Source organism: Bradyrhizobium yuanmingense (assembly GCF_029167105.1).
Classification (GTDB): Bacteria; Pseudomonadota; Alphaproteobacteria; order Rhizobiales; family Xanthobacteraceae; genus Bradyrhizobium; species Bradyrhizobium yuanmingense_A.
The window spans coordinates 481,229-506,945 of the sequence record NZ_JARFML010000001.1 but is presented as its reverse complement, the minus strand read 5'-3'; the positions used below and the strand labels follow the sequence as shown (position 1 = coordinate 506,945).

Annotated in this window: 28 protein-coding genes; 16 read left to right on the top strand and 12 right to left on the bottom strand. The window is 65.8% G+C overall.

The features are described 5' to 3' along the window. Window positions 1-23 precede the first annotated feature (23 nt). Window positions 24-365 (top strand): DUF6665 family protein, encoded by a 342-nt coding sequence (locus tag P0R31_RS02495; protein ID WP_275512701.1) that lies wholly within the window; start codon window positions 24-26, stop codon window positions 363-365. Between the two features lie 18 nt (window positions 366-383). On the opposite strand, the gene P0R31_RS02490 is transcribed toward P0R31_RS02495, so the two are convergent. Continuing rightward, complete coding sequence (locus P0R31_RS02490; protein WP_275512700.1) at window positions 384-965, bottom strand: histidine phosphatase family protein; 582 nt, start codon at window positions 963-965, stop codon at window positions 384-386. 98 nt (window positions 966-1,063) lie between these two features. Then, window positions 1,064-2,257: an extensin family protein gene (locus P0R31_RS02485; protein WP_275512699.1), complete on the bottom strand. Its 1,194-nt coding sequence runs from the start codon at window positions 2,255-2,257 to the stop codon at window positions 1,064-1,066. Window positions 2,258-2,296: 39 nt separating this feature from the next. Here P0R31_RS02485 and P0R31_RS02480 point away from each other — a divergent pair, with 39 nt between their 5' ends. After that, the gene (locus P0R31_RS02480) at window positions 2,297-2,530 is read left to right on the top strand and encodes a hypothetical protein (RefSeq protein WP_275512698.1); all 234 of its coding nucleotides are present in this window, start codon (window positions 2,297-2,299) and stop codon (window positions 2,528-2,530) included. Between the two features lie 45 nt (window positions 2,531-2,575). Here P0R31_RS02480 and P0R31_RS02475 read toward each other — a convergent pair whose 3' ends face one another. Further along, window positions 2,576-3,475, bottom strand: coding sequence for a DUF2147 domain-containing protein (locus P0R31_RS02475; protein WP_275512697.1), 900 nt, complete (start codon window positions 3,473-3,475; stop codon window positions 2,576-2,578). 195 nt (window positions 3,476-3,670) lie between these two features. On the opposite strand from P0R31_RS02475, the gene P0R31_RS02470 reads away from it, so the two are divergent. Both P0R31_RS02470 and P0R31_RS02465 read left to right on the top strand, forming a co-directional pair. Continuing rightward, window positions 3,671-4,447, top strand: coding sequence for a DUF2147 domain-containing protein (locus tag P0R31_RS02470; RefSeq protein WP_275512696.1), 777 nt, complete (start codon window positions 3,671-3,673; stop codon window positions 4,445-4,447). A gap of 276 nt (window positions 4,448-4,723) precedes the next feature. Further along, window positions 4,724-6,145: a FecR family protein gene (locus tag P0R31_RS02465; RefSeq protein WP_275512759.1), complete on the top strand. Its 1,422-nt coding sequence runs from the start codon at window positions 4,724-4,726 to the stop codon at window positions 6,143-6,145. A gap of 176 nt (window positions 6,146-6,321) precedes the next feature. Here the strand turns inward: P0R31_RS02465 and P0R31_RS02460 are convergent, their stop codons facing one another. Both P0R31_RS02460 and asd read right to left on the bottom strand, forming a co-directional pair. Further along, a complete protein-coding gene (locus P0R31_RS02460) occupies window positions 6,322-6,909 on the bottom strand; it encodes an NUDIX hydrolase (protein WP_275512695.1) in 588 nt (195 codons plus the stop codon). A 68-nt stretch (window positions 6,910-6,977) separates the two neighbouring features. Next, entirely contained in the window at window positions 6,978-7,841 is an 864-nt protein-coding gene (gene asd, locus P0R31_RS02455) for an archaetidylserine decarboxylase (protein ID WP_275512694.1), read from the bottom strand. 35 nt (window positions 7,842-7,876) lie between these two features. On the opposite strand from asd, the gene P0R31_RS02450 reads away from it, so the two are divergent. After that, on the top strand, window positions 7,877-9,541 hold the full coding sequence (locus P0R31_RS02450) for an aminotransferase class III-fold pyridoxal phosphate-dependent enzyme (RefSeq protein WP_275512693.1): 1,665 nt from the start codon (window positions 7,877-7,879) through the stop codon (window positions 9,539-9,541). Window positions 9,542-9,843: 302 nt separating this feature from the next. On the opposite strand, the gene P0R31_RS02445 is transcribed toward P0R31_RS02450, so the two are convergent. The 3 genes from P0R31_RS02445 to P0R31_RS02435 all read right to left on the bottom strand — a co-directional run bounded on the left by P0R31_RS02445 (window position 9,844) and on the right by P0R31_RS02435 (window position 12,401). Continuing rightward, on the bottom strand, window positions 9,844-10,503 hold the full coding sequence (locus P0R31_RS02445) for a membrane protein (RefSeq protein WP_025034507.1): 660 nt from the start codon (window positions 10,501-10,503) through the stop codon (window positions 9,844-9,846). A 122-nt stretch (window positions 10,504-10,625) separates the two neighbouring features. Continuing rightward, window positions 10,626-11,315, bottom strand: a complete 690-nt coding sequence (locus P0R31_RS02440) for a class I SAM-dependent methyltransferase (protein WP_275512692.1) — start codon at window positions 11,313-11,315, stop codon at window positions 10,626-10,628. A 33-nt stretch (window positions 11,316-11,348) separates the two neighbouring features. Next, window positions 11,349-12,401, bottom strand: coding sequence for a glycosyltransferase family 4 protein (locus tag P0R31_RS02435; protein WP_275512691.1), 1,053 nt, complete (start codon window positions 12,399-12,401; stop codon window positions 11,349-11,351). Between the two features lie 273 nt (window positions 12,402-12,674). Here P0R31_RS02435 and P0R31_RS02430 point away from each other — a divergent pair, with 273 nt between their 5' ends. Both P0R31_RS02430 and P0R31_RS02425 read left to right on the top strand, forming a co-directional pair. Further along, a complete protein-coding gene (locus P0R31_RS02430) occupies window positions 12,675-13,400 on the top strand; it encodes a L,D-transpeptidase (RefSeq protein WP_275512690.1) in 726 nt (241 codons plus the stop codon). A gap of 98 nt (window positions 13,401-13,498) precedes the next feature. Next, window positions 13,499-13,930: a c-type cytochrome gene (locus P0R31_RS02425; RefSeq protein WP_275512689.1), complete on the top strand. Its 432-nt coding sequence runs from the start codon at window positions 13,499-13,501 to the stop codon at window positions 13,928-13,930. A gap of 13 nt (window positions 13,931-13,943) precedes the next feature. Here the strand turns inward: P0R31_RS02425 and P0R31_RS02420 are convergent, their stop codons facing one another. After that, entirely contained in the window at window positions 13,944-14,339 is a 396-nt protein-coding gene (locus P0R31_RS02420; RefSeq protein ID WP_275512688.1) for a nuclear transport factor 2 family protein, read from the bottom strand. 132 nt (window positions 14,340-14,471) lie between these two features. On the opposite strand from P0R31_RS02420, the gene P0R31_RS02415 reads away from it, so the two are divergent. Beyond that, a complete protein-coding gene (locus P0R31_RS02415; protein WP_275508667.1) occupies window positions 14,472-14,951 on the top strand; it encodes an Lrp/AsnC family transcriptional regulator in 480 nt (159 codons plus the stop codon). Between the two features lie 2 nt (window positions 14,952-14,953). After that, window positions 14,954-15,463: a GNAT family N-acetyltransferase gene (locus P0R31_RS02410; RefSeq protein WP_275508666.1), complete on the top strand. Its 510-nt coding sequence runs from the start codon at window positions 14,954-14,956 to the stop codon at window positions 15,461-15,463. Between the two features lie 29 nt (window positions 15,464-15,492). On the opposite strand, the gene P0R31_RS02405 is transcribed toward P0R31_RS02410, so the two are convergent. Further along, window positions 15,493-15,771 carry a hypothetical protein gene (locus P0R31_RS02405; protein WP_275512687.1) on the bottom strand — a complete coding sequence of 93 codons (279 nt, stop codon included), beginning with the start codon at window positions 15,769-15,771 and terminating at the stop codon, window positions 15,493-15,495. Continuing rightward, entirely contained in the window at window positions 15,768-16,565 is a 798-nt protein-coding gene (locus P0R31_RS02400; protein WP_275512686.1) for a DUF899 domain-containing protein, read from the bottom strand. The genes P0R31_RS02405 and P0R31_RS02400 overlap by 4 nt, the downstream gene beginning before the upstream one ends. Before the next feature lie 90 nt (window positions 16,566-16,655). Here P0R31_RS02400 and P0R31_RS02395 point away from each other — a divergent pair, with 90 nt between their 5' ends. From P0R31_RS02395 to P0R31_RS02365, 7 genes are all read left to right on the top strand, one after another. After that, window positions 16,656-17,876, top strand: coding sequence for an HTH domain-containing protein (locus tag P0R31_RS02395; RefSeq protein ID WP_275512685.1), 1,221 nt, complete (start codon window positions 16,656-16,658; stop codon window positions 17,874-17,876). A 30-nt stretch (window positions 17,877-17,906) separates the two neighbouring features. Then, window positions 17,907-18,545: a glutaminyl-peptide cyclotransferase gene (locus P0R31_RS02390; RefSeq protein WP_275512684.1), complete on the top strand. Its 639-nt coding sequence runs from the start codon at window positions 17,907-17,909 to the stop codon at window positions 18,543-18,545. 272 nt (window positions 18,546-18,817) lie between these two features. After that, entirely contained in the window at window positions 18,818-20,386 is a 1,569-nt protein-coding gene (locus P0R31_RS02385; protein ID WP_275512683.1) for a DUF4403 family protein, read from the top strand. Window positions 20,387-20,717: 331 nt separating this feature from the next. Further along, a complete protein-coding gene (locus P0R31_RS02380; protein ID WP_275512682.1) occupies window positions 20,718-21,827 on the top strand; it encodes an ABC transporter ATP-binding protein in 1,110 nt (369 codons plus the stop codon). Window positions 21,828-21,892: 65 nt separating this feature from the next. Then, on the top strand, window positions 21,893-22,942 hold the full coding sequence (locus P0R31_RS02375) for an ABC transporter substrate-binding protein (RefSeq protein WP_275512681.1): 1,050 nt from the start codon (window positions 21,893-21,895) through the stop codon (window positions 22,940-22,942). A 6-nt stretch (window positions 22,943-22,948) separates the two neighbouring features. After that, entirely contained in the window at window positions 22,949-24,211 is a 1,263-nt protein-coding gene (locus tag P0R31_RS02370; protein WP_275512680.1) for an ABC transporter permease, read from the top strand. Continuing rightward, entirely contained in the window at window positions 24,208-25,038 is an 831-nt protein-coding gene (locus tag P0R31_RS02365; protein ID WP_275512679.1) for an ABC transporter permease, read from the top strand. The genes P0R31_RS02370 and P0R31_RS02365 overlap by 4 nt, the downstream gene beginning before the upstream one ends. 79 nt (window positions 25,039-25,117) lie before the next feature. Here the strand turns inward: P0R31_RS02365 and P0R31_RS02360 are convergent, their stop codons facing one another. Beyond that, entirely contained in the window at window positions 25,118-25,645 is a 528-nt protein-coding gene (locus tag P0R31_RS02360) for a PRC-barrel domain-containing protein (RefSeq protein WP_225130538.1), read from the bottom strand. Between the last annotated feature and the right edge of the window lie 72 nt (window positions 25,646-25,717).

Genomic DNA, 25,717 nt, shown 5'->3' with positions numbered 1-25,717 from the left:
GGCCGGGCGGCTATATTGCGGCCATGTCTCGTGATCTTCGCCCGCCGGTCGACATCCTCCACTACGAGATCGTCCAGGAACAGGCTTCCGCGCTTGGACGGATGGGCCGCGCCCTCGAACAGAGCCTGTCGCGCTTGCGCGAGTTCGACGCCGCTCACGCAGCGGCCGATGTGCCGGAAGCGATGCAACCGGCCAGGCGGAAGCTGGTGCTGGAAGCTGGCCAGGCGCTTTGGATGTTCGTGGTGCAACGCGAGGCGTCCGGCTTGCGCGACAGCCGCCACATTATGCGCACCTACAACGTCCCGGGTGAGGTGCAGCGGTGCATGGGGCTAGCACCTGCGCCGCGGAGGCCGGCCGCCGGGTGAACTCCGGCTCTGCTGAGCTCAAGTTCCGATTTCTTCCATTGCGCGCCACCCGTGCAGGACGCGCCGCCCCTCCCGCGCGAACGCAAAGCAGTTGCCGCCGCCGGCGGGCTGATCGTGAATGCGGGCGATGGGGTGGCCCGCAATGTGGCAAAACAGCAGCGTGCCGACTGCGCCGTGGCCGACGAACAGGACGTCGCCGGGACGATTTCGCGCCAGCACCGCCTCAGCCTCGCGCACGATCCGCGCCTGTGCATCCGCGGCGCGCTCCCAGCCGCGCACGCTAAGCTGAGGCGCGGCGAAGAACTGGTCGGCGACGGCTTCGAACTCGGCCGACTTCAGGAAGCCGGTCGCCGAACGGTCGTTCTCGTGCATGGCCTCGCGGATCTCGATCATGAGTCCGAGACGAGCGGCAATGATCTCGGCGGTCTCGATCGCCTTCCGCTCGCCGCTGGAGACGATCTGCGTCGTGCTTGCGAGCCAGCCTGCATTCGCCAAAGCCTCGGTGCGCGCGCGGCCGACCGGGCTCAGACCCCATTGCGGCACCGGCACGTCGGGATCGATTTGTACTTGCGGGTGGGTGAGATAGCGGACGACAGACATTCGGTTGACGCGATTGTAGCCCGCATCGAGCGAAGCGGAATGCGGGGACGCTATTCCCAGATTGCGCTTCGCTCCATCCGGGCCACCGGCAAATCCGGCTATTCGTCGATATAGTCGTCGTCTTCCCGCTTGCTCTTGCGAGCACCGAGCGAACCGGTCACCGCCGGCTCACGCGCGCTCGCATAGGGCCTGCGCGATTGCGCGCGGGAGGCGACCTCTTCGCCCGACACTGCGGCGGGCTGGCAGATCAGGCGGCGGCTGGCGCGGCGCATCAGATCGACGTGGATGTGATCGTAGTGAAAGACGTTGGAGCCCGGCGCCAGCACGGTGGTGAAATGCGCGCACGCACCCGCCTGCACGTCGCGCAGGAAGCCCTGCTCTTCCGGCATGCCACGCCAGCCGTCCTTGATCGTGACGCGGCGGCCGTCGGCGAGCACGAAGGCCGAAATGTCGAGCGCATTGCCGAAGGCGTGCTCGGAGATGCGGGAGTGCGGATTGCCGTTCATGCCCCGGCAGGAATAGGCGGAGATCTGCTTGATCTCGGCGACGCGCACGCCGAACCAGCGCATCGCCGAAGGCTGCACCGTGTCGGCGAGCCAGCGGTCGAGCTCGGAGACGATCGGACAGGCGAGCGTCGCTGTCGGCTTGATCGCGACCGGACCGATAGTCGCGACGGGATTGCCCTGCGCAGGTCCAAGACGCGGCAGCGGCTGCTGCGCCGGGGCCTGCGAGTAAGGCGCAGGACGAGCCGGATAGCTCGGTGCGTTCATGTAGCGCGCCGCCCCCGCGGCATCGGTGCCCTCCGGCGGCAGATCGATCTCGTCCTCCTGCGCGGCCACGCCGGGAGCATTGAGCGACATCGGCCCGGACGACGCGCCGTAGCCGGCGGGCTGGTGCACCGCGCTCTCGGGATAGTTCGAGCGCTGCGGATAGGACGGTGCCGGATAGCCCTGCCTCTGCGGATAATTCGACTGCGGTTGCACCGGCCAACGCGGCTGGTTGCCGATGCTGCCGGGCGGGCGCAGCGCCTCGTCGGCAAAGCCATAGGTGCCGGAGGCTTCGCCGATGGCGGCGACCTTGAGCGGAAACTCGGCGCCGCAGCTGCCAGGCCCGGAGATCGGGTCGATGCGGACGATGTCCGCACTTTCCTTGACTGCGCCCGATTTCAGGCATGCGGCTTCTGCCTCGGCCCGCCACGGTTCGCGTTCGGCCTGGAAGAAGCCGCGACCGCAACCCGCTAGCGAAACAAGGACGATGGAGCCGACGAGATACAAACGAACTCCGCGCGTCATGCACGCACGTTCGATGAATTTACTTAAAGACTCTTCAACGTGTTGATTTCAGTGTTCTTTAACCATACCGCGCGGCGGCGCCGGTTGCTGCCGACGACGAGCGACAGCGAGCCTGACTTTTTCGAGAAGAGACTTTCTGTTAACCATAAGAGCTGCGCGCCGAGCAGCGCGCACGGAGAAAGCGACCTCATGACGTTCGCCGGCAGACTGAGCGTTATCACCGCCTACCTCGCCATGGCCTTCGTCGGCGCCATCGTGCTCGGGATGATTTAGAGGCGGCGCCTCTTACCCTCCCCCTCCAGTGGAGGGTAAGAAACACTATGACCGCGTGCGCGAGGATTGCGACGAGGCGGTGATCTCCTCCCGTGGCGCATCGACTCGCGTCCAGTCGCTGCCGGAGCACCAGAAGCGGCCGAGCGCGCAGGCTTCGACGTGCAGCTTGCCGGAGCCCTTCAGCGTCATCCTCGCGTAGTAGGTGTTGCCGCTGGAGCGGCTGTAGATGCTGCCGGCCCAGACATCGCGCTTCCTCGGCTTCATGTTGACGAGCACGCTCTCGCCGCGGCTCGACGCTTCACTGAGCGCGTAACCGCACAACGCAGCTCCACAGCGCTCGATGCGGACCGTGCCCTTGGCGCCGGCGCTCTCCCATTCGCCGAGCAGCGCGTGGCCCGGGTCAGTGCCGATCCGCGCCACCGCTGCGGTCTGATTGATCTCGGTGCTCGGAACGATGACCGGCGGCTCGATGCGCGGCGGTTCGAGTGCGGCGGTCTTCGCCTGATCGGTGCGCTCCAGATCAACCCGCGACGGACCGGGGCTCAGCGTCTCCATTCTCGAAATCTCCAAGCTTGGCGCTGGCGGCGGTGCAACGGGCTGCGACGTCGCCGCGGCAAGAACGGGAGGCGCCGGTGGCGGCACCACCACAGCCGCTTGTGGCGGCTTGACCACTGCCGCCGGGCAAGCCGGCTGCGGCGCCTGGACCATCGGCGCGGGCGCCGGCTGCGTCGTTCGTGCCGTGCCGACATCCTCCGTCGGCCTGAGGCTGCGCTTGGGAGCCACCGTAATACAGGACGCGGCTCGGCAATTGCGCGGCGCCTCGACACGGAACCGGCTGCCGCCGATCGAGAACGTGTAGGAGCCGGCCTGCGCCGTCGGCGCGACCGCCAGCAGCGCGATAGATGTGGCAAGACAAGTGGCAAGCCAGGTTGCAAGCCGCTGCATCTGCGTTTCCCTCGATGTCGCGACGACGTTACGCAGCGCAGGCGAGGCTGAATGTGCGCTGCATCACCCAGGCGTTGTTCGCTCGTTGTGACGCGCATCACAGAACGCCCGACCGCCGCGGCGTAGGGTCGAACCACGCTTCATCCACCAGCGACACCAGTCCATATCGGGACCGCGCTATTTTCGGAGGTTGTCATGAACAAGCTCTCCATCGCCGCCACCGCCCTCTTCCTGGCTTCGACCGCCGCCGCGCATGCCGGCAATTCGATCTCGTTCCAGATCGAGGGCCAGCACATCCGCATCGAGACGCCGCGCAACTGCGCTTCGCTCAATTGCGTGACCATCGTCGCGCCGGGCCTGTCGGACAAGCCGATCAAGCTGAACAACATCAACCTCAAGGGCCTTGGCGGCTCCAAGGACGATGACGACGACACCACGCCGGCTCCGGCGCCCATGACGGCGCAACCCGCGCCGGCTCCCGTGCAGCAGCAGCCCGTGCCGCAAGCGACTGCGCCGACAGCGCCAGCCGCGCCCGCTGCCCCAGCCGCGACTGTTGCCGCCGCTCCCTCTATCGGCTTCGACAAGTCGCAGCCTGCTCCGGTTGCGGCGCCCGCGCCCGTGGCCGCCCCCGCTCCCGTCGCCGCGGCTCCCGCGCCGGCTCCGGTGGCTGCCGCGCCCGTGGCCGCAGCGAACTCGCCGATCGGCATCTGGGCGACCGAAGAGAACAAGGGCAATGTCCGCGTCGAGCAGTGTGGCGCCAATCTCTGCGGCTATGCCGAGAAGACCAATGAGCGCATCCTGATCAACATGAAGCCCGAAGGATCGAAGTGGAGCGGCCGCATTCGCGACCCCAACTCCGGACGCAATTACGACTCCACGATCTCGATGAAAGGTCCGAACGTGATGCGCGTGCAGGGCTGCGCCTTCGGCGGCATGTTCTGCGGCGGCCAGACCTGGAAGCGCGTGAGCTGACACCGAAGCGCGTCGCGAAACGTACACAGCTCTTCGTCATGCCCGGGCTTGTCCCGGGCATGCACGTTCTTCGTACCGCAATCAAGACGTGGATGGCCGGGCCCTTCGCCGCGCCGTAGCGGCTTCGGCCGCGCCGGCGGGACAAGCCCGGCCATGACGGCAAGAGGATGGCTAGCCCTTGCCCCGGCGACAGACGTTCATCCACCATTCAGCCACACCCCGTTGAAATCGCCCGATCTCGCCTCACGCTCTCACCGGGACTTCCTCGTGACATCAATGCTGGCTTGGCGCCGCTTCGTGTTCGCGCTCGTGCTGCCGGCATTGACGCCGGCGGGCAGCAGCGTGGCTCGTGCATCCGAGACGATCGAATTCGCACAGGCGCAGCCGCAAGCCCAGCCACCCCCCGCGCCTTCCCCGACGCCGTCGGCGACCCCGACACCGGCCGCAGACGCACAGCCGGCCACGGTCGAGCCGATCGGCAACGTCGCGACCGTGACGGGGATAGCGACCGTGATCCGCGACAAGAATTCCTATCCGCTGCGCGTGCGCGACGACATCTATCTCAACGACATCGTGCAGACCTCGTCGAACTCCTCGCTCGGCATCACCTTCAACGACGCCACCACGTTCAACCTCTCGGCCAGCGCGAAGATCACCATCGACAATTACGTCTTTGACGACGGCGGCAAGCAGAACTCGGCGATCTTCGACGTCGGCAAGGGCACGGTTGCCTTCGTGGCGGCCGCGGTGGCGAAGACGGGCGACATGAAGATCACGACGCCGACGGCAACGCTCGGCATCCGCGGCACCACCGGGGTCGTCGACGTGCCCGAAGGGGCGGCGGCGAACAGGGCGCGCAACGTCAACATCAAGCTCTATCCCGACGCCGACGGCCGGGTCGGCCATATCGATGTCGACGACCGCGCGAGCGGCGCGCGGCTCGGCGCGCTGACGCAAGCCGCGAGCGGGTTTGCGATCCGACCGGGCGCAGCCTCGGCCGGCGGCATGCGCTTTGCTGCCGTGCCGATCATAATTCCCGCGCAGCAGATCGCGCGCGACCGCGGCTTCGTCGGCCAGGTGCATCTGGCGCAGACCGCGGGCCGGCAGATCGTCATCGAGCAGCGCGACTTCCGTCGCGCCAATCCGACCACGCTCAGCCGCATTCCGCGGCCGGCACAACCGCCGCAGCAGCAACAATTGCGGCCGACGACGACCCCAGGCCAGCAGCCGCAACGACCGAACGTCCAGCCGCGACAGGACAATCGTCCAGGTCAGCAGCAGCCGGGCACACCTGGCCGGCAAGGAACACAGCAAGGTGGGCAGCCGCCGCAGCGGCAGGGACAAGGACAACAAGGCGGCACGGTACGGCCGGGCACGCCGCGTGCCGGGCAGCAGCAACACTTGCAACCACAGCCCGGCCAGCCGCAAGGTGCCGGCCGTCCACGCGCACCGCAGATCCTGCCGCAGCGTGATGGACAGATTCAGCCCGGAGGAATCGTGCCGCCGCAACCGGGCGGGACACAGCAAGCCGGTCCGCAGCAGCCATTGCCGCGCCCAGGATTGCAATCGGGCCAGCCTGCGGCTCAACAACCAGGCATGCAGCGCCCCGGCGGCTTCCAGCCACGCCTCCCCGCCGCGCAACGTCCCGCAGCGCCGCACAGACCCGGGCCGAGGGAGAAGGAGAAAGAGCGCCGGTAATCGCTCTCTTCCGTCATTGCGAGGAGCCCTTGCGACGAAGCAATCCAGAGTGCCTCCGCGGAAAGACTCTGGATTGCTTCGCTGCGCTCGCAAAGACGGCTTTGAGGGAGCGGCCCGCTCTCGCACGCTATTGGATCGCGGACGTTTTCAAAGTCGCAACCAGCGGCGACGCAGACTCACGCCTCGCCGCGCAGCCAGGCCTTCACCTTCCGCAACAGGCCATGCCGCAACTCATCGACAGAAGCCGCTTCCGCGGGTGTCAGCGTCTGCAATGATGCATCGATGTCGCCTTTCGCCAACGGTGACACCGGCTCGGAAACCTGCTTCGGCTCCGGGGCGGACAGAGGCGCCAGCCCTGCCGCCGCGAGCGCGATCGGTCCGATCTGAGTCAGGAAGACGCGTTCGTATTCGCGCGACAGACGCGCGATCGCCTCGTCCAGCGTCAGCCAGTCGACCGCCTTGATGTCGTTCATCAGCTTGCGGACCGGCCCGCCGTCGGCCTCCATCCGCCAGTAATGCACGACCTTGGAGCGCCCGCCGGACTGATAGACCAGCGTGCCCAGAAATTCGTGCACGGCCACGTCGTGGCCGGTCTCCTCCAACACCTCGCGGTGCGCGGCTTCCTTCGGCGTCTCGCCGTCGTCGAGCTTGCCCTTGGGCAGGACCCATTCGTTGCGCTTGCGCTGGCGCACGACTGCAACCAGCGGCACCGGCGCGCGCCGCAACACAATACCACCCGCCGCCATGACCGGCGCCCGCGCCATCGTCACATCCGTATCGATCGAATCGTCCCCGCCCGACGATATAGGCGGCGGGGGCGGCGGATTGAAGGCTACTTTCTCCTGAGCAGCGCTTGACCGGCGCGAATGCGCGTGCCCTCGGCAATGCCGTCGCAGAAGGAGAAATCGCCGGGCGCGAGGATGATGATGGTCGAGCCATGCTCGAACCAGCCGAGCTCCTCGCCTTTGCTCACGTTGACGTCGCAGGGAAAATTGACCGGGCCGCGCGTCTGCGCGTTCAGCACCATGTCGAGAAAGTGCAGGCGGATGCTCGCGACCAGGATCGCCGCCACCGGGACCAGCGTCACGGCTTCGCCGGTCGACAAATGCGTGCGGATCACCGCGCGCTCGTTCTTGCAGAACAGGCGCTCGACGCGCTTGAGCGCGATCGGGTTGACGTTCCAGACGTCGCCGTGGATCAGCGTGACCCGCTCGATGTGCGCGTCATAGGGCGCATGGAAGCGGTGATACATGCTCGAGGTCAGCCGCAGCGTGACGAAGGAGCCGTTGCGGTGCTGCTCGACCAGCGCGGAATCGCCGACGAGATCGAGCAGCGAATAGGGCGCGCCCTTGACCTGGAACAGCTCGGTGTCCGCGATTTTGCCGTGAGCGCCGACGATGCCGTCCGAGGGGCTCGCCAGCACCGCAGGATCCGGATCGAACGGCCGCAGGCCCGGCTTCAGCTCCCGGGTGAAGCAGTCGTGCAGACTCCTGAACTGCGTCTTGCGCGCCTCCGACAGATCGAGGTCGGAGAACAGCTTCCACAGCGCGATCGAGAAGTCCCGCACCAGGGGATTCTCGATCTTGGAGAACCAACCCATGAAGCGGGTCAGCGCCGCGCGGGGGATGCGGTTGGTCAACAGGAAGTTGAGATCTTCCTGCTGGGTGAAAGAGGCGATGAGGGCTTTGACTGTCATGAATCTGTCAGCTCGCAGGTTTAGCGCTTGTTGTCATGGAAACGACACTCCCGATTCTCTCGATGTCCGTGGCCGCCGCAGCGTCCGCTGCCGCCGTCCTCCCGAAGATCAAGGCACGGGTCGAACTCTCCCGCGCCAAGCACCGCTCGCTCGCCGGGCACTCCAAGATGTCGCGCCGGGTGGCACGGCTGCTGCCGTTCTACGAGTTCGAGAGCGATCAATACTTCGCTTGCGACGGCGCGCCGGCGAACATCGCAGCGCAACGCAAGGACGCCTTCTTCCGCCTCGCCAGGCTCTACGCCGAGCGCTACCCCAAGGGCCGCGCGATGACCAAGGAAGCGGCGGAGACGATCTCCGATCTCAACTTCACCGAAAGCTACCGCGTGCCGTTCCAGTTCTCGCGTCTCGTCCGCGAGCATCTGGGCACGTCGACCTTCATGGAATCCTCGCGCGGCGTCACCGTCACCGACGTCGACGGCAACACTGCTTACGACCTCACGGGGTCCTACGGCGTCAACATCTTCGGCAACGACTTCTACAAGGAGTGCATCGAGGGCGCCGAGAAGCGCGCACATGCGCTCGGCCCCGTGCTCGGCCCCTACCATCCCGTCATCCTCGAGAATGTGCAGCGGCTTTGCCAGATCTCCGGCCTCGACGAGGTCTCGTTCCACATGTCCGGCACCGAGGCCGTGATGCAGGCGGTACGGCTGGCGCGCTACCACACCAAGCGCACGCATCTGGTTCGTTTCGCCGGCGCCTATCACGGCTGGTGGGGCGACGTGCAGCCGGGTGTCGGCAATCCCATTCCTGCGCACGAGACCTACACCCTGGCCGAGATGTCGGAGAAGACGCTCCATGTCCTGCGCACGCGCAAGGACATCGCCTGCGTTCTGGTCAACCCGCTGCAGGGGCTGCATCCCAACGCCAACGCGCCCGGGGATTCCTCGCTGGTCGATTCCTCCCGCGGCGGCAATTTCGATCGCGCGGCCTACACCGAGTGGCTGAGGAAGCTGCGCGAGGCCTGCGACCGGCGCGGCATCGTCCTGATCTTCGACGAGGTCTTCGTCGGCTTCCGCCTCGCCGCCGGCGGCGCCCAGGAATATTTCGGCGTCCGCGCCGACATGGTGACCTACGGCAAGAGCCTCGCCGGTGGCCTGCCGGTCGGCGTGGTCTGCGGCAAGCGCGCATTGATGCGGCGCTTCCGCGACGACCGTCCCGCCGACATCTGCTTCGCCCGCGGCACCTTCAACTCGCACCCCTACATCATGACGGCGATGGACGAATTCTTGAGCCGCCTCGCCAGCCCGAACTTCCGCGCCGTCTATGATGGGCTGGAAGAGACCTGGAACGGGCGCGTGAAGAAGATCAACCAGATGATGCAGGATGCCGACCTGCCGGTGCGCTTCGCCAATTTCTCCTCGATCTGGACGGTGAAATACACCACGCCGTCCCGCTACAATTGGATGCTGCAATATTACCTGCGCGCCGAGGGCCTGGCGCTGAGCTGGGTCGGCACCGGCCGGCTGATCTTCAGCCTGAACTACACCGACGCCGACTTCACCGAAGTCGCCGAGCGCTTCGTCCGCGCTGCGCAGAAGATGAAGGCCGACGGCTTCTGGTGGCACGATGGCGTGCTCACCAACAAGCAGATCAAGCGCCAGATCCTGAAAGAGATGCTGGCCAAGCGCTTCGGGCGCTGAGGCCTTTCTCCTCGCCCCAAACACCGCTCTCTCGTCTCCCTCTCCCCGCCTGCGAGGAGAGGGTCGGGGTGAGGGGGAGTCTCCGCGGGCCCGGTGAGAGTTGGCGCAGACCTCTCTGGCAGCACCCCCGCGGAGAGCCCCCCTCACCCGGATCGCATCTTCGATGCGCTCCGGCCTCTCCCCGCGCGCGGGGAGAGGCGAAGGCAGCACCGCGCTTGCAGTCCCCAAGACGTGGATGCCCGGGACAAGCCCGGGCATGACGTAACCATCAGACATCGGAGTGAGTTCTGAGAGCCGCGCGCTCAGGCGTGCTGCTCTTCGAGCACGGGCTCGTCGATGAAGCCCAGCGTGTGCTCGGGATTGAGGTGCAGGCCGGGATCCATCAGCTCGCCGCGCATCAGGGCGAGCGGAGCACCGCGATAGAGCATCAAATCGTGGAAGGGATCGGTCAGGATCTTGGTCATCCAGACGAGGCCGGTCTCGACGTCGCGGATGAAGAACAGGTGCACGGTGCGGAACAGCAGGCCGCCACCGCCGACCACGAGCCAGATCTTCGCCACCTGCCGCATGAAGTCGGTCGCGCTCTGCCAGGGCGTGAAGATGCCGAACAGGGTGGGATCGACGACCAGCACCAGCGGCGACAGCGCCCAGATCGCCATCAGCACCACCTTGCGCTGCAGATTGTAGCCGACCTTGATCTCTTCCTTGTACTCGTGCGTTGCCTGGTTGATGTGGTCGTAGGTGTGCGGCTCGAAGAAGAAGTGACCGGCCTGGCGCGAGGTCATCGACACCAGCCAGCCGACCAGCGCGGAGACGACGGGATCGATGAACAGCCAGACATAGGCGAACAGGAAGCTCAGCGCGCTGACGAAGTGCAGGCTCTGATTGATGCGGCTGTGGTGATAGTAGCGATGGTCGTCCCAGCGCTGGATCCGCAGCTGCTCGAGATAGTTCTTGATCATGCTCATCCCCAAAATGCTTTCGGGTTCAGGATTTACAGAGATTCGATGTAGGCCGTGTGACATCATCATTTTGTCATGTGACGATGAGCAGCGGCGCGATGACGCACGAAAGACGCGTAAGCTCACGCCGCCTTGGCGACGTCGACCTTGCGGAAGCGCACCAGCGAGAAGTGTCCCAGCGGCGGGATCAAGCGGCGCTCGGCAAGCTCGATGCCGTGCGCGCCGGCAAGCCATTTGGCATAGCGCGACCAGGCGAACTCGGCGGTGCGGAAGCCGAGCGGACGCACCACCGGCTGCAGCTTCTGCTCGATGAAGCGGCGCATGCCGGTGTCGGCGCTGACGCGGGTGAGGATGATCAATTCGCCGCCCGGACGCAGCACGCGGGCGAATTCGTCGAGGGCCTTCTCCGGGTTCGGCACGGCGGTGACGACGTATTGCGCCATCACGACGTCGAAGGAATTATCGGGGAATTCGAGCTTCTCGGCGTCCATCACCGCAAGGCCTTCGACGTTCTTCAACTTCTGCTCCTTCACGCGGCGGCGCGCCTTGTCCAGCATCGCTTCCGAAATGTCGGTGCCGAAGATGCGCAGGTTCGGCGCGTAGAGCGGCAGCGAGATGCCGGTGCCGACGCCGACCTCGAGCACGCGGCCGCCGATCTTGTTGGTGGCCGCGATCGCGGCCTGCCGGCCCTTGGCAAACACGCCGCCGAACACGAGATCGTAGACCGGCGCCCAGCGGTCATAGGCCTGCTCGACCGTGCCGCGCGTGAGGTCGATCTGCTGGGTGCCGTCAAGGTTCATGATCTTAGCCATCGATGAGGTTCTCGCTGTGGTTCGAATAAACGGTCAGCCGCGCACCGGCCGCCGCGCCATGCGAGGCGAGGCGCGCAGGATGCGGCTGGGCTGCAGTGAGGTGAGGTTGCCGACGAACTGGCGCGCACTGTTCTCCCAGGAGCGCTCCAGCGCGAAATTGCGGCAGGTCTCGCGCGACATCGTGAGCGCGCGCAGGCAGGCGGTGCGCAGATCGTGGTCGATCGCGCCGATCGGGTGATCGGCAATGACGTCCTTCGGTCCCGTCACCGGAAACGCCGCAACCGGCGTGCCGCAGGCGAGCGCCTCGAGCTGCACCACGCCAAAGGTGTCGGTCAGGCTCGGAAACACGAATACGTCGGCCGCGGCGAGATGGGCGGTGAGATCCGCCCCCTTCTTCTCGCCGAGGAAGACCGCGTCCGGATATTTCTTCTCCAGCGCCGCCTTCTGCGGGCCGTCGCCGACGACGACCTTGGTGCCGGGCAGGTCGAGCGAGAGGAACGCTTCGAGATTCTTCTCCACGGCCACGCGCCCCATCGTCATGAAGATCGGGCGCGGCAGATCGAGCTGTGCCGGAGCGTCGGGATGAAACAGCCCGGTGTCGACACCGCGCGTCCAGAAGCCGAGCCGCTTGAAGCCGCGCTCGGACAGCTCCTGCCGCAGCGAGGGCGTCGCCACCATCGTCATCGCGGCGGCATCGTGGAAATGGCGCAGCACGGCATAGCCGATTGCGGCCGGGATGCCGGTCCGCACCGAGACATATTCCGGAAAGCGGGTCGTGTAGGAGGTGGTGAAGGCGAGCCGGTTGCGGCGGCAATAGGCCCGCGCCGCCCAGCCGATCGGGCCCTCGGTCGCGATATGCAGCGCATCCGGCGCGCACCTCTCGATCCGCCGCGCGATCTCCTTGGCCGAAGGCAGCGCGAAGCGCAGGCCCGGATAGGTCGGCAGCGGCCAGGACCGAAAGCCGTCGGGGGTGAGGAAGTCGATCTCGACGTCGAGGGCCTTGGCCGCATTCGCCAGCGAGGTCAGGGTGCGGACCACACCGTTGACCTGCGGATGCCAGGCGTCCGTCGCGATTAATACCCGCATGGGAAGATCCCGAGAGTTTGATGATTCTCAGGCATCGACCATCAACGAAGGTTATTTCAGGCGTGTGACGTCACAGAAGTGTCGGCGTGCTGTTTTGTTCGTTAACGGGCCGGCGGAGCCACGAAACTGTCATGAAACAATTCTTGCCGCCGTGAAACCGTTTTCGGTTTTCCGCGCAAATGTCCCGAAACGTTTTGCCGTTAGGACTTAAGGCAACGGAGCACCGCAACGGTGCCGCGGTGAGCAAAACACCGAGCAAACAGGGGCGATCACATGTTCAATCTGGACACGTTCAAGACGTTTTCGCGCGCCGTTGCACTCAGTGCCGTCGCGGTCTCCGCAATCGCGTTCGCTGGCGCAGCCAAGGCCGCGCCTGTGCAGATCTTCCCGTTCTTCCAGCCGCTGCCGCCGATGACCGCGCCGCAGCCGCTGCAGCCCTATCAGCCGTCGTATCAGCCCTATCAGGCGCCGACCTACCAGACCGAGCCCGAGGATCAGGACGCGGTCGAGCTGCCGGCCCGCTTCCGCCGCCAGACCGTCTCCTACGCGACGCGCGAAGCGCCGGGCACAATCATCATCGATACGCCCAATACCTATCTCTATTACGTGCTCGGCAATGGCCAGGCACTGCGCTACGGCATCGGCGTCGGCCGCGACGGCTTCACCTGGTCCGGAATCCAGTCAGTGAGCCGCAAGGCCGAGTGGCCGGCCTGGACGCCGCCGCCGGAGATGATCGCCCGCCAGCCCTATCTGCCGCGCCACATGGCCGGCGGCCCCGGCAATCCGCTTGGCGCGCGCGCCATGTATCTCGGCGGCACCATCTACCGCATCCACGGTACCAACGCCCCCGAAACCATCGGCAAGCGCGTGTCCTCCGGCTGCATCCGCATGACCAACGAGGACGTCACCGACCTCTATTCCCGCGTCAACGTCGGCACCAAGGTGATCGTGCTGCCGATGACCGAGCGCCGCGCAGACCTCGGCGCCGCGAACCGCTAAAAGCGACAGCATATGTGACGCGAACGGCCCCGGAACCCGCCGGGGCCGTTTTCGTTTGCCCTCGATATCCCGTTGCGCCTGCTGCGGCGCAACGCCCGATGGAGGCGCAAATGCGACCACGAAGGCAACCCTCGCCACGCCCATGGCTGCACGCCCTCGCCGGCGCCGGAGCACTGACGCTGCTCGTGTCCGCGCCGTCCTCGCTCGCGCAGCAATCCGCCAATGACGACGCCGGCAAGCAGGCCTTCAACAATTCCTGCCGCACCTGCCACTCCATGAAGGAAGGCGACAATCGGCTGGGTCCCAATCTCAACAAGATCGTCGGACGCAAGGCCGGCTCGCTGCAGGACTACAATTACTCCTCGTCCATGAAAGAAGCCGGCTTCGCCTGGGACCAGGACAAGCTCACCCGCTTCATGGTCAAGCCGGACGAAGTCGTGTCCGGCCACAAGATGCAGCCCTATGGCGGCGTGTCCGCGGAGGAGGCGGGCAAGATCGTTGCTTATCTTCAGGGGGCAGCAACGCAATAGGATTGAAGCGGCACTAGGTGGCCACCGGCTCATGCCGTCGCTCGATATGGAACGACTTCGCCGTGATCAGCCATGCATTGTGGATGCGGTGATACGCCAGATAGTCGATGTACTGGAGCAGATCGATCCGAACGCGAACCTTGACCATGGCCTGCCGCGCCGACGTCAGATCGATCAGCAATATCTCCTGAAGGCGCGGTGCGTTCTTGGACTTGGGCGACGGGACCGAGGCCAGCATCGTCCTATAGTCCCGGACCGGCAATATCCGCAATTCGTCATCGCGAAATCCATGGAGCTGCGCAGTCGGCGCAAAGACTTGGTCGAACTGCGCAACGTCGTTGTTGTACATCAGCGTGAAGTAGCGTTCGACGGCCTCCAGCAGAGGCGCGATATCCGGGCTTTCGGTCATGGTTCATTCCATCAGCGGCAACATCGGAGCATGTCATCCCACGGAAAGCCGAGGCACGTCCTTGCGAACTGGGCTAGTCTCGACGGCTCGGGCGCAACATTGTGCCCTTTTCGATCCTACAGGATGCACTTCATGCCAAAATGCGAGCTGGATGCGATCGACCGGCGCATCGTTACCGAACTTCAGAGCAATGCACGATTGAGCAACATCGAGCTGGCGGACAGGGTCGGTTTGTCGCCGTCCCCCTGCCTGCGGCGAGTGCGGCGGCTGGAACGGGACGGCTATATCGACGGTTACCGCGCCTCCTTGCGGCGCGGCCGCATCGGGCTCGGCTTCTCGGCCTTCCTCGGCGTCAAGATCAACGGCCATGCCAACGATCAGGCGTTGAGCTTCGAGAGGACGGTGGTCGCCATGCCCGAGGTCGTGGCCTGTCACCTCGTCGCTGGCGAAGCCGACTACCTCCTCGAAATCGTTGTGCCCGAGCTTGAGGACTACCAGCGCTTTCTGGTCGACAAGCTGCTCAACCTGCCCATCGTGCGGGAGGTCCGCAGCAGCATCGCGATCCAGACGCTGAAGGCCGGCGCGCCCCTCCCGCTGGCACATCTCTCATAGCCATGATCAGACTGCTCAGACCAACTGATGCGTCGCTCTATCGCGCAATCAGGCTGGAAGCGCTCGCGACGCATCCCGAGGCTTTTGGCAGCACGTTCGAACGCGAGCGGGAAAAACCACTCGCATGGTTCGAGGAGCGCCTTGCGATCTCGGACGTCTTTGGCGCGTTTATTTCGGACGAACTCGTGGGTATCGCCGGTTTTCACCGGGAGGACGGCGCGAAGACCGCGCACAAAGCGGTTCTCTGGGGCATGTATGTGCGACCGCAGGCGCGAAAGTCCGGCACGGGGCGGCGCCTCGTCGATGCGGTCGCAGCCCACGCCGCAACGCGCGTCGAGCAGCTCCTGCTCGCCGTCGTCAGCGAGAACGAGGCCGCAGTGCGGCTTTATTCGGCCGCCGGCTTCGTTGAATACGGCCGCGGCGTGAAAGCGCTGAAGCAGGACGGCCGATATTATGATGAGATCCTGATGGTGCTGTTCTTCGATGGAAGCGACCCGACACAGCCCCGGTGATGTCGGGCCGCCCTCATTCCCCCGCGCGCTCACCGGCTGACCGGCCCCCGCCGCTCCGCCATCAGCCTCAGCCAGGCCGCAGCATGGAACGCGCTCATCAAGAGATACATCGGCACCATCCCGCCGAGCAGAGAGCCCTGCCCGGCGCCGCACAGCATCTCCGCGGGCCCACCCCCGGGCAAAGCCGTCAACAAGGCCATGATGGCGAAGGTCGGCGTGGCCGCCAGCCCCAGCCATCTGGCGAGGTGGCGCGCGGCCGCCACAGCGTCGGGGCTCGCGCCGGGGGCCGCGCTGACCGGACCGGTCATTTCCGTTCTCCCGCGGCCTCCTCGCGGAAGGCTTTCTCGCCGCCGGCGTCCGAGATCTCCACCCATTTCTTGTCCGGCTCTGCACCTTCGGCGTAGCTGTCGTGCCAGTTCCACCATTTGTAGGTCGGGGTCTGGGGATAGCCCGGAGGCGAGTCCTCCCACACCTCCTGGCGGCCGAGCGGGGTGATGTCGAGATAGTTCCAGGTCCCGCCCATCTGCTCGTCGCCGCGGCTCTTGACGAAATAGGTGCGGAAGATGCGCGTCCCGTCGCGGTAGAACACGTTGGTGCCGTGCCATTCGTCGACGCCGAAATCGGCATCGAAGCTGTCGGTGATGGTGACCCAGGGCATGATCCAGCCCATCCGCTGCTTCAGCCTGATGATGTCGGCCTGCGGCGCGCGCGAGGCGAACACCAGCGTGGTGTCGCGGGCGTTCAAGTGCGAGACATGGGCGACCTGGTCGGCCACCATGGAGCAGCCGCGGCAGGCCTGATCGGGCCAGCCGAACACGCCGGGCTCGAAGAAGGCGCGATAGACGATCAGCTGCCGCCGGCCCTGGAACAGCTCGTGCAGACTGAGCTTGCCGCCGGGCCCCTCGAACGCATAGGTTTTGTCGACCGCCATCCACGGCATGCGGCGCCGTTCGGCGGCCAGGGCGTCGCGGGCACGGGTATGCGCCTTTTCCTTCACCAGCAGCTGCAGACGGGCCGCCTCCCAGTCCTGCGGCGACACCACCGGTGGGGTCTGCATGGCGGTCGTTCCGCTGGTTCCGAGTTTTTCTGCTGATGTCATCATGACTCTCCAAAGCTTTTGCTTGACGTCCTGCCAACGATTTCTGGCACCAAGCCGCCGCACGGTGGGAGTAACAAGTGTGGCGGGATTGACATGGAGTCGCTGATCACTGCCGCTGCGCGCGCGTTAGAGGCCGGCGATCCGCTCGGCGCCTTGAACCGCGTCGCGCTGCGCAACGATGCGCCATCGCTGGCGCTGCGCGGCATCGCGATGGCGCAGCTCGGCGATCTCGCCAAGGCCAAGTCGCTGCTGCGCACCGCCGCGCGTGCCTTCGGTCCGCGCGAGGCGGTGGCACGAGCAAGGTGCCTGGTGGCCGAAGCCGAGATCGCGCTGGTCTCGCGCGATCTGAACTGGCCGGTGAAGACGCTCGCGGCGGCGCGCGCGACGCTCGAACAGCACGGCGATCTCGTCAATGCCGCCCATGCAGGCCATGTCGAGGCGCGCCGCCTGCTTCTGGTCGGTCGCCTCGACGAGGCCGAGCGCACGCTCGCCGAAGTCCGTCCCACGCCGCTCCCGCCCGCGTCGCAGGTCGTCCGCGAGCTCGTGCTCGCCGGCATCGCCATCAGGCGGCTCAGAACGAAAGACGCGCGCACGGCGCTCGGCCGCGCGGCTCACGCGGCGCGCCTCGCAGACATTCCGGCGCTCGTGGCCGAGGTCGACAGCGCGAGCCTGATCCTCGACACGCCGGCAGCGCGCCTGATCGCGCGCGGCAGCGAGCATCCGTTGTTGCTGGGAGAGGTCGAGCGTCTCGCGACCTCGACGGCGCTGGTCGTTGACACCTTCCATCACGTCGTGCGCAGGCAAGGCGTCGCGGTGTCGCTCGGAACGCGTCCCGTGCTGTTCGCGCTCGCACGTCTCCTGGCCCAGGCATGGCCTGCGGATGTCTCGCGCGAGACGCTGATATCTGGCGCCTTTCAAGCCAGGCACGCCGACGAATCGCACCGCGCGCGGTTGCGCGTCGAGATCGGGCGGCTCCGCACCCAGCTCGCGCCGCTGGCCGATATCAGCGCGACGAAGCAAGGCTTCGTGCTGGCGCCGCGGAAGACGCACGACGTCCTCGTGCTGGCGCGGCCCGTTGAGGAAAAGCACGCCGCGGTCCTCGCCTTTCTCGCCGACGGCGAGCCATGGTCGAGCTCCGCGCTCGCGCTTGCGCTTGGTATCAGTCCGCGCACCATACAGCGCCAGCTCGAGGAGCTGGCGCGATCGGGCAAGGTGCAGTCGTTCGGACACGGACGGGCGCGCCGCTGGATGACGCCGCCCGTTCCGGGTTTCCCGACAGGCTTGTTACTCCCCACGCCGCTCTTGAAGACGTAGGATGCGCGTCAAGCATGAGGGATCGAGCACATGAAACATTCAGCCGCCGAGATCATCACAGAGTATGGGCCCTTTCCAGGCGTGGAGGCCGTGCATGGCGTCACCTATGACGGCACGCGTGTCTGGTTCGCTTCCGGCGACAAGCTGAACGCGCTCGATCCGGCCGACGGCAAGATCGCGCGCTCCATCGACGTCGCCGCGCATGCGGGAACGGCGTTCGACGGACGGCACCTGTTCCAGATCGCCGAGGACCGCATCCAGAAGATCGATGCGGCCTCGGGCAAGGTGCTCGCCACCATTCCGGCGCCCGGCGGCGGCGGCGATTCCGGCCTTGCCTGGGCCGAGGGCTCGCTCTGGGTCGGACAATATCGCGAGCGCAAGATCCATCAGATCGATCCCCAAACCGGGAAGATCCTCCGCACCATCGAGAGCAAGCGCTTCGTGACCGGCGTGACCTGGGTGGACGGCGAGCTCTGGCACGGCACCTGGGAGAACGAGCAGAGCGATTTGCGTCGGATCGACCCGGAAACGGGACAAGTGATCGAGCAGATCGACATGCCCGCCGACACGATCGTGTCAGGCCTGGAGTCGGACGGCGGCGACCGCTTCTTCTGCGGCGGCGGCAATCGCGGCAAGGTGAGAGCGGTCCGGCGCCCGCGGCGCGGCTAGTTCACGGTGAGCTGAGCGCTTAGCCTCGTCCTTCGAGACGACCGCTTCGCGGTCTCCTCAGGATGAGGCTAAGCAACATCGGCGCTCGCTGAAACCAGCGCCGCACACACGCGGTCCTCATCCTGAGGCCCCGCCAACGGCGGGCGTCTCGAAGGATGGCCGCAGTCGCAGATCCCACGCTGCGGTTTCGCCCCAATTCCACCCAACGGGTGCGCTCTAGCGCCCTCCTCGCCCGCCCTGTAGAATCCCCGTCCGGGCGGCTTGGGGGATTGATGCGTCTGACGTGGAATCTGAAGACTATCCTGATCGGTGTCGCGGTGCTCGCGGCGTCGTTCTTCATCAGCCTGAAGGCGATGGACCTGCTGGCGCCGCGCGCGACGGATTCGGCGCCGCCGGTCGCTCAGCTGCCGCCGCTGCCGCCGGCCTCGAAGAGCTCCATCGTGATCGCGCCGGTCGCCATCGCGCTGTCGGCGATCCGCGAGCAGGCCGAGAGGGCCGCGCCGCGGAATTTCGCCGGCAAGGCCGAAAACCCGATCTCGCAGATCCTTGAGAATGCCGATATCGGCTGGTCCGCCGTCCGCGGCCCGATGGCGGCAAACGGCGACAAGGACGTGCTGACGATCTCGACGCCTCTGACCGGCAAGCTCAACGTGACGGGCTCGCTGTCGTCGAAGGCCACGGGCGCGCTTGGCGATGCGCTCGGCAGCGTGCTCGGCGGTGACGCCGCCAAGCGGATCGGCGCGGTCAACATCAAGAACCTGAACGCGAGCGCTGAGATCAAGGGCAACGTCGTCGTCACCTCGCGCCCGAAGCTCGCCGCCGCCTGGTATCTGGAGCCCAATCTCGGCGCCCAGGTCAATCTCGGCGACACCAACCTCAACGTCGCCGGCGCCAAGGTCAACGTGCCCGCGCAGGTCAAGCCGCTGATCGACAAGACCGTCGGCGAGCAGATCAACGCCGTCTCCGAGCGCATCCGCAACGATCCCTCGCTGCGCGAGAATGCCAAGGCGCAATGGATCAAGGCCTGCCGCTCGATCCCGCTGCAAGGATCTGGCGCCTCGGCGGCGCTGCCGCCGCTCTGGCTCGAGATGAAGCCGGTCCGCGCGATCGCGGCGCAGCCGCGCGTCGATGCGCAGGCCGTGACCTTGCTGCTCGGTCTCGAAGCCGAGACACGCGTGACCTCGACGCCGACCAAGCCGGACTGCCCGTTTCCCGATAAGATCTCGATCGTCCCGCCGACCGGCACAGGCGTGAATATCGGCGTGCCGATCGACGTGCCTTTCACCGAGATCAACAAGCTGATCACCGCGCAGATGGTCGGCCGCACCTATCCCGAGGACGGCTCCGGCCCGGTCGACGTCACCGTCAAGAGCGCCAACGTCATCCCGTCGGGTGACCGGCTGCTGATCTCGCTTCTGGTGCGCGCCAAGGAGAAGAAGAGCTGGTTCGGCCTCGGTGCCGAGGCGAATGTGCACATCTGGGGCCGGCCGGTGCTGGACCAGGCGCAGCAGACGCTGCGGCTCACCGACATCCAGCTCGCGGTGGAATCCGAGGCCGCCTTCGGCCTCCTGGGCGCCGCGGCGCGCGCCGTCGTCCCACAGATGCAACAAGCGCTGCTGCAGAAGGCGACTCTCGATCTGAAGCCGATCGCCGCCAACGCCCGCGAGAAGATCGCGGCCGCAATCGCCGATTACCAGAAGAGCGAGGACGGCCTCAAGGTCGAGGCCAGGATCGACAGCCTCACTCTCGCCGACATCGCCTTCGATTCCAAGACCCTGCGCGTGGTTGCGGAAGCAGGCGGCTCGCTGAACGTATTCGTGACGAAGCTGTCGGGGATGTAGCGCGTCCCTACTCATCGCAGGGCTATCGCATTTGACTCGTTGTGGCGCCTGCGCGCACGCCTCGTCCTTCGAGACGGCGCTTACGCGCGTCCGCAGGATGAGGCTATTCGACATCAGTGCCCTTTGATGCTGCAGCCACGCACTCCATCCTCATCCTGAGGAGCCCGCCCAAAGGCGGGCGTCTCGAAGGATGGCCGCAGGGAAAGCTTTCATAAGTGACGATCCCGCCACTTACCGGACCCGCACAATTCCTCGTCGCTTGCGCCGCTGGCATTCTCGCTGCAGGATGCTAATCTCGCACGCGCATTGTAGGGGACACCGCGAGGACAACATGAAAGCCGGCATGGTCACGCCTGCGCCGGCGCTGGTGCGTTTTTCCGGCATTCAGAAGACCTATGATGGCGAGCATCTCGTGGTGAAGAACCTCGACCTCGACATCAGGCAGGGCGAATTCATCACCCTGCTCGGCCCGTCGGGATCGGGCAAGACGACCACGCTGATGATGCTGGCCGGCTTCGAGGTGCCGACCCATGGCGAGATCTACCTCAGCGAGCGGCCGATCAAGAACGTGCCGCCGCACAAGCGCGACATCGGCATGGTGTTCCAGAACTACGCGCTGTTTCCGCACCTGACGATCGCTGAAAACATCGCCTTCCCGCTATCGGTTCGCAAGTCGAGCAAGGCGGAAATGCAAGAGCGCGTCAGCGCGGCGCTGCGCATGATCAAGATGGAAACTTTTGCGCACCGGCGGCCCGGGCAATTGTCCGGCGGTCAGCAGCAACGCGTGGCGCTGGCCCGCGCGCTGGTATTCAATCCGCAGCTCGTGCTGATGGACGAGCCCCTGGGCGCGCTGGACAAGCGCCTGCGCGAGCAGATGCAACTTGAGATCAAGCAGTTGCACGAGACGATGGGCATCACGATCGTCTATGTCACCCACGACCAGAGCGAAGCACTCACCATGTCGGACCGCATCGCCGTCTTTAACGACGGCATCGTGCAGCAGATCGACCGCCCCGACGCGCTGTATGAGCACCCCGTGAACAGCTTCGTCGCCCACTTCATCGGCGAGAACAATGTGCTCGCTGGCACCGTGGAAACCGTCGAAAGGGATTATTGCCGCGTCGCGCTGGCCGGTGGCGGCACGATCGCCGCACGGGCGGTCAACGTGTCGGGCGCGGGCGCATCGACCTCCCTGTCGGTGCGGCCGGAGCGTGTCGCGATTGTTCGGGATGGCAGCGCCAGCGAAGGACCGAATCGGCTGCCGGCAAAAGTGCAGAACACCATCTATCTCGGCGATCACGCGCTGGCCGTGCTCGAGGTGGCCGGCAACGCCGAATTCATGGTCAAGCTTCAATCGGGAGCGCATGACGGCCTGAAACATGGCGAAACCGTATTCGTCACCTTCCGCCCGGAGGACTGCCTCGCCCTCGATCCGGTCTGATCGAGCGGCAGCGAAGCTGAAACAATCAATGTCAACGCAACCCACATGAAGAAGGAACGAACACCATGCTGAAGCGCAAGATTGCTCTGGGTTTCGCCGCGGCACTGGGCGCCAGTGCTGCGCTGGCCAATGTCGCAGAGGCGCGTGACCTCACCGTGGTCTCGTGGGGCGGCGCGTATCAGGAGGCCCAGAAGAAGGTCTATTTCGAGCCGTTCAAGAAGGCATCCGGCATCGCGATGAACGACGAATCCTGGGACGGCGGCGTCGGCGTGCTGCGCGCCAAGGTGCAGGGAGGCGCCGCCACCTGGGACGTCGTCCAGGTCGAGAGCGATGAGCTCGCGGTCGGCTGCGAGGAGGGCCTGTTCGAGAAGCTGGACTATTCCAAGATCGGCGGCGAGGCCGCCTACATCCCGCCGTCGGTCAATCCTTGCGGCGTCGGCGCCATCCTCTACGATTTCGTGCTCGGCTACGACAAGGACAAGCTGAAGGAGGCCCCGAAAGGCTGGGCCGACTTCTTCGACACCAAGAAGATTCCGGGCAAGCGCGCCCTGCGTCAGGGCCCGAAGACCACGCTGGAGATCGCCCTCATGGGCGACGGCGTCGCACCGAAGGACGTCTACAAGGTGCTGGCAACCGACGAAGGCGTCGAGCGCGCCTTCAAGAAGCTCGACACCATCAAGGGCGACCTCATCTGGTGGAAGGCCGGCGCGCAGCCGCCGCAATTGCTCGCCTCCGGCGAGGTGGCGATGACCTCGGTCTACAATGGCCGCATCGACACCGCGAACAAGAACGAGAAGAAGAACTTTGGCATGGTGTGGGACGGCGCGCTGTTCACAATCGACAGCTGGGTCATCCTGAAGGGCAGCCCGAACAAGGATGCGGCCTACAAGTACCTGGACTTCGTCGGCAAGGCGGAGAACCAGTCCAAGCTGTCGGAGAACATTGCCTATGGCACCTCGAACAAGGATGCCGCCGGCCGGCTCGCGCCCGCCGTCCTGAAGGACCTGCCGACGGCGCCTGACAACATCAAGAACGCGGTCGAGATCAACGTGGCCTTCTGGCTCGAGAACATCGACCGCCTGACCGAGCGCTTCAACAAATGGGCCGCGAAATAGCGATCAATGACGAACGCGCTTCTGACTGGCGCCAATGCGTCGACCGATGTGCCGCTCAAACGCCGCTTGAGGCGCGCGGAGCGGACACGCCAGGTCAAGGCATTGGCGCTGGTCCTGCCGCTTCTGCTGTTTCTGCTCTTCACCTTCGCAGGTCCCATCGCCGGCATGCTGTGGCGCTCGGTCGAGGACTGGGAGGTGCGTCAGGTCCTGCCGCAAACGGTCGCTGCTCTCGCTAACTGGGACGGCAAGGACCTGCCGGATGAAAACGCCTATGCGGCACTGGCAAGCGACATCATGGCGGCGCGCGCCGCCGGCACCATCGCGATTGCGGCGAAGCGGCTCAACTACGCGCTGAACGGCTTCCGCACGATCCTGACCAGCACGGGACGCAATCTGAAGGCGGTGCCTGAGCCCGGTACGGCGAAGGAGACGCTGGGCAAGATCAACCCCGCCTGGCGCGAACGCGCCACCTGGACCACGATCAAGGACGCGAGCGGCCCGATCACCGGCTTTTACCTGCTCGCCGCGCTCGACCTGACGCGAAACGCGGACGGCGCGATCGTCGCCGCACCACCGGATCAGGCCATCTACCGCGACATTTTCCTCCGCACCTTCCTGATCAGCCTCGGTGTCACGGCGCTCTGCCTGATCCTCGGCTTTCCGGTCGCTTACCTCTTGGCGACACTGCCGCCCGGCCGGTCGAACCTCTTGATGATCTTCGTGTTGCTGCCGTTCTGGACCTCGCTCCTGGTTCGCACCTGCGCCTGGATCGTCCTGTTGCAGAGCAAGGGCGTCGTGAACGACAGCCTGCTCTGGCTCGGCATCATCGATGCGCCGCTCCGCCTGATCTACAACCGCTTCGGCGTCTGCGTCGCCATGACCCACGTTCTGCTGCCGTTCATGATCCTGCCGCTGTACAGCAGCATGAAGGCGATCTCGCCTGCTTACATGCGCGCCGCCGCTTCGCTCGGAGCACCGCCCCTCACCGCCTTCCTGCGGATCTACCTGCCGCAGACCCTGCCCGGCATCGGCGCGGGAAGCCTGCTCGTCTTCATCCTCGCGCTCGGCTACTACATCACGCCGGCCCTCGTCGGCGGCGCCGCCGACCAGATGATCAGCTACTTCATCGCGCTCTACACGACCGAGACGGCCAATTGGGGCCTTGCGTCGGCGCTGGGCGCGGTGCTGCTGCTCGCCACCGTTCTGCTCGCTCTCGTCTACGGCAAGCTGGTGCAGGGCCAGCAGGTCACGGGAGGGATGAAGAATTGAGCGACAATTCCTCAATTCGCACGCCCAGCCAGCGCATCGCGTGGACCGCGACCATCGTTGTCTCCACGCTGGTGTTCATCTTCCTGATCGCGCCGATCCTGGCGATCATGCCGCTGTCGTTCAGTTCCAGCTCGTACCTCACCTATCCGCTGCCGGGCCTTTCCTTGCGCTGGTACGACGACTTCGTCAATTCGCCGCGCTGGATGAACTCGCTCAAGAACAGCATGATCATCGGCGTCGCCTCGACACTGTTGTCCATGGTGCTCGGCACGCTGGCCGCGCTGGGGCTGGCGCAGTGGAAGAGCCGGTTCAAGCCGCTCGTGCTGGCCTTCGTGCTGTCGCCGGTGGTGGTGCCCGGGGTCATCACCGCGGTCGGCCTGTACTTCTTCTTCGCGCCGATCGGGCTGACCGGCAGCTATCTCGGCCTGATCCTGGCTCACACCGCGCTGGCGACGCCCTTCGTAGTGATCACGGTCGGGGCGACGCTGCAGAGCTTCGACACCAATCTGGCACGCGCCGCCGCCTCGCTCGGCGCCTCGCCGCTTCAAGCCTTCCGTCGCGTGATCCTGCCGCTGATCCTGCCGGGTCTGGCATCAGGCGCGCTGTTCGCGTTCGCAACCAGCTTCGACGAGGTGGTGATCGTGCTGTTCATGGCGGGCCCCGAGCAGCGCACCCTGCCGCGCGAGATGTTCAGCGGCATCCGCGAGAACATCAGCCCGACCATCACGGCAGCGGCCGTGATCTTGACGACCGTCTCGGTCGTCCTCCTCGCCACCCTGGAAGCCCTGCGCCGGCGCAACGAACGGCTGAAGGGCAGCGGGAGTTGAGGACGCAGGAGGTCGAAGACACGACAGCGCGCCCGGTGAAAACCAGGCGCGCTTCGTTCAGGCAGTTACGCGAGCTGCATTACTCCGCGTACTTGAACTGCGGCATGTTCTTCAGCTCGTCCTTGCTGGCATTGAACACGGCGTGGTCCGGGTACCATTTCGACGCGGACGACGTCGATGCGGTCGCTGCGGGCCTGTCGGTACCGGTCGCAGCGCCGGTCGTCGTGCCGGCGGGCTTGGCGCCGGTGTTCGCGCCGGTGCCGGTATAGGCGACGGGCTCGTTGACGAACTTCAGCTTCTCGTAGGGCACGGCGACCAGATGCTCGCCCATGCCGAGGAAGCCGCCGACGCCGATCACGGCGATCTTGATATCACCGTTCTTGTCCATCAGCAGATCGTTGATCGTGCCGATGTTCTCGTTGGCCTCGTTGTAGACCTTCAGGCCGTCCATCTTCGAGGTGCGCCACTGGCCGGAAGCCGTCGTGGTCGTTGCGGTGGCCGCAGGGGCCGCCTTGTCGGTGGTGGCGGCGGGCGGCGTTTGCGCGATGGCGACGGTCGCAAGTAGCGCGGTACCGGCGAGGCCGGTGACGATCGATTTCATCAACATTGTTGTCCTCTCCTTCACAGAAAACTCGTGCGGAGAAAACCGCTCTGATCGGGCGCAGTTCCGTGCGTGCCG

Bases quoted from the DNA above. Each gene is read 5' to 3' on its own strand.
- P0R31_RS02445 (WP_025034507.1), bottom strand. From the start codon at position 10,503: ATGATCAAGAACTATCTCGAGCAGCTGCGGATCCAGCGCTGGGACGAC.
- P0R31_RS02430 (WP_275512690.1), top strand. From the start codon at position 12,675: ATGTTCAATCTGGACACGTTCAAGACGTTTTCGCGCGCCGTTGCACTC.
- P0R31_RS02395 (WP_275512685.1), top strand. From the start codon at position 16,656: ATGGAGTCGCTGATCACTGCCGCTGCGCGCGCGTTAGAGGCCGGCGAT.
- P0R31_RS02440 (WP_275512692.1), bottom strand. From the start codon at position 11,315: ATGGCTAAGATCATGAACCTTGACGGCACCCAGCAGATCGACCTCACG.
- asd (WP_275512694.1), bottom strand. From the start codon at position 7,841: ATGACAGTCAAAGCCCTCATCGCCTCTTTCACCCAGCAGGAAGATCTC.
- P0R31_RS02435 (WP_275512691.1), bottom strand. From the start codon at position 12,401: ATGCGGGTATTAATCGCGACGGACGCCTGGCATCCGCAGGTCAACGGT.
- P0R31_RS02495 (WP_275512701.1), top strand. From the start codon at position 24: ATGTCTCGTGATCTTCGCCCGCCGGTCGACATCCTCCACTACGAGATC.
- P0R31_RS02475 (WP_275512697.1), bottom strand. From the start codon at position 3,475: ATGCAGCGGCTTGCAACCTGGCTTGCCACTTGTCTTGCCACATCTATC.
- P0R31_RS02410 (WP_275508666.1), top strand. From the start codon at position 14,954: ATGATCAGACTGCTCAGACCAACTGATGCGTCGCTCTATCGCGCAATC.
- P0R31_RS02460 (WP_275512695.1), bottom strand. From the start codon at position 6,909: ATGGCGCGGGCGCCGGTCATGGCGGCGGGTGGTATTGTGTTGCGGCGC.
- P0R31_RS02390 (WP_275512684.1), top strand. From the start codon at position 17,907: ATGAAACATTCAGCCGCCGAGATCATCACAGAGTATGGGCCCTTTCCA.
- P0R31_RS02425 (WP_275512689.1), top strand. From the start codon at position 13,499: ATGGAGGCGCAAATGCGACCACGAAGGCAACCCTCGCCACGCCCATGG.
- P0R31_RS02465 (WP_275512759.1), top strand. From the start codon at position 4,724: ATGCTGGCTTGGCGCCGCTTCGTGTTCGCGCTCGTGCTGCCGGCATTG.
- P0R31_RS02450 (WP_275512693.1), top strand. From the start codon at position 7,877: ATGGAAACGACACTCCCGATTCTCTCGATGTCCGTGGCCGCCGCAGCG.
- P0R31_RS02380 (WP_275512682.1), top strand. From the start codon at position 20,718: ATGAAAGCCGGCATGGTCACGCCTGCGCCGGCGCTGGTGCGTTTTTCC.
- P0R31_RS02370 (WP_275512680.1), top strand. From the start codon at position 22,949: ATGACGAACGCGCTTCTGACTGGCGCCAATGCGTCGACCGATGTGCCG.
- P0R31_RS02490 (WP_275512700.1), bottom strand. From the start codon at position 965: ATGTCTGTCGTCCGCTATCTCACCCACCCGCAAGTACAAATCGATCCC.
- P0R31_RS02415 (WP_275508667.1), top strand. From the start codon at position 14,472: ATGCCAAAATGCGAGCTGGATGCGATCGACCGGCGCATCGTTACCGAA.
- P0R31_RS02470 (WP_275512696.1), top strand. From the start codon at position 3,671: ATGAACAAGCTCTCCATCGCCGCCACCGCCCTCTTCCTGGCTTCGACC.
- P0R31_RS02360 (WP_225130538.1), bottom strand. From the start codon at position 25,645: ATGTTGATGAAATCGATCGTCACCGGCCTCGCCGGTACCGCGCTACTT.
- P0R31_RS02405 (WP_275512687.1), bottom strand. From the start codon at position 15,771: ATGACCGGTCCGGTCAGCGCGGCCCCCGGCGCGAGCCCCGACGCTGTG.
- P0R31_RS02385 (WP_275512683.1), top strand. From the start codon at position 18,818: ATGCGTCTGACGTGGAATCTGAAGACTATCCTGATCGGTGTCGCGGTG.
- P0R31_RS02400 (WP_275512686.1), bottom strand. From the start codon at position 16,565: ATGATGACATCAGCAGAAAAACTCGGAACCAGCGGAACGACCGCCATG.
- P0R31_RS02485 (WP_275512699.1), bottom strand. From the start codon at position 2,257: ATGACGCGCGGAGTTCGTTTGTATCTCGTCGGCTCCATCGTCCTTGTT.
- P0R31_RS02375 (WP_275512681.1), top strand. From the start codon at position 21,893: ATGCTGAAGCGCAAGATTGCTCTGGGTTTCGCCGCGGCACTGGGCGCC.
- P0R31_RS02420 (WP_275512688.1), bottom strand. From the start codon at position 14,339: ATGACCGAAAGCCCGGATATCGCGCCTCTGCTGGAGGCCGTCGAACGC.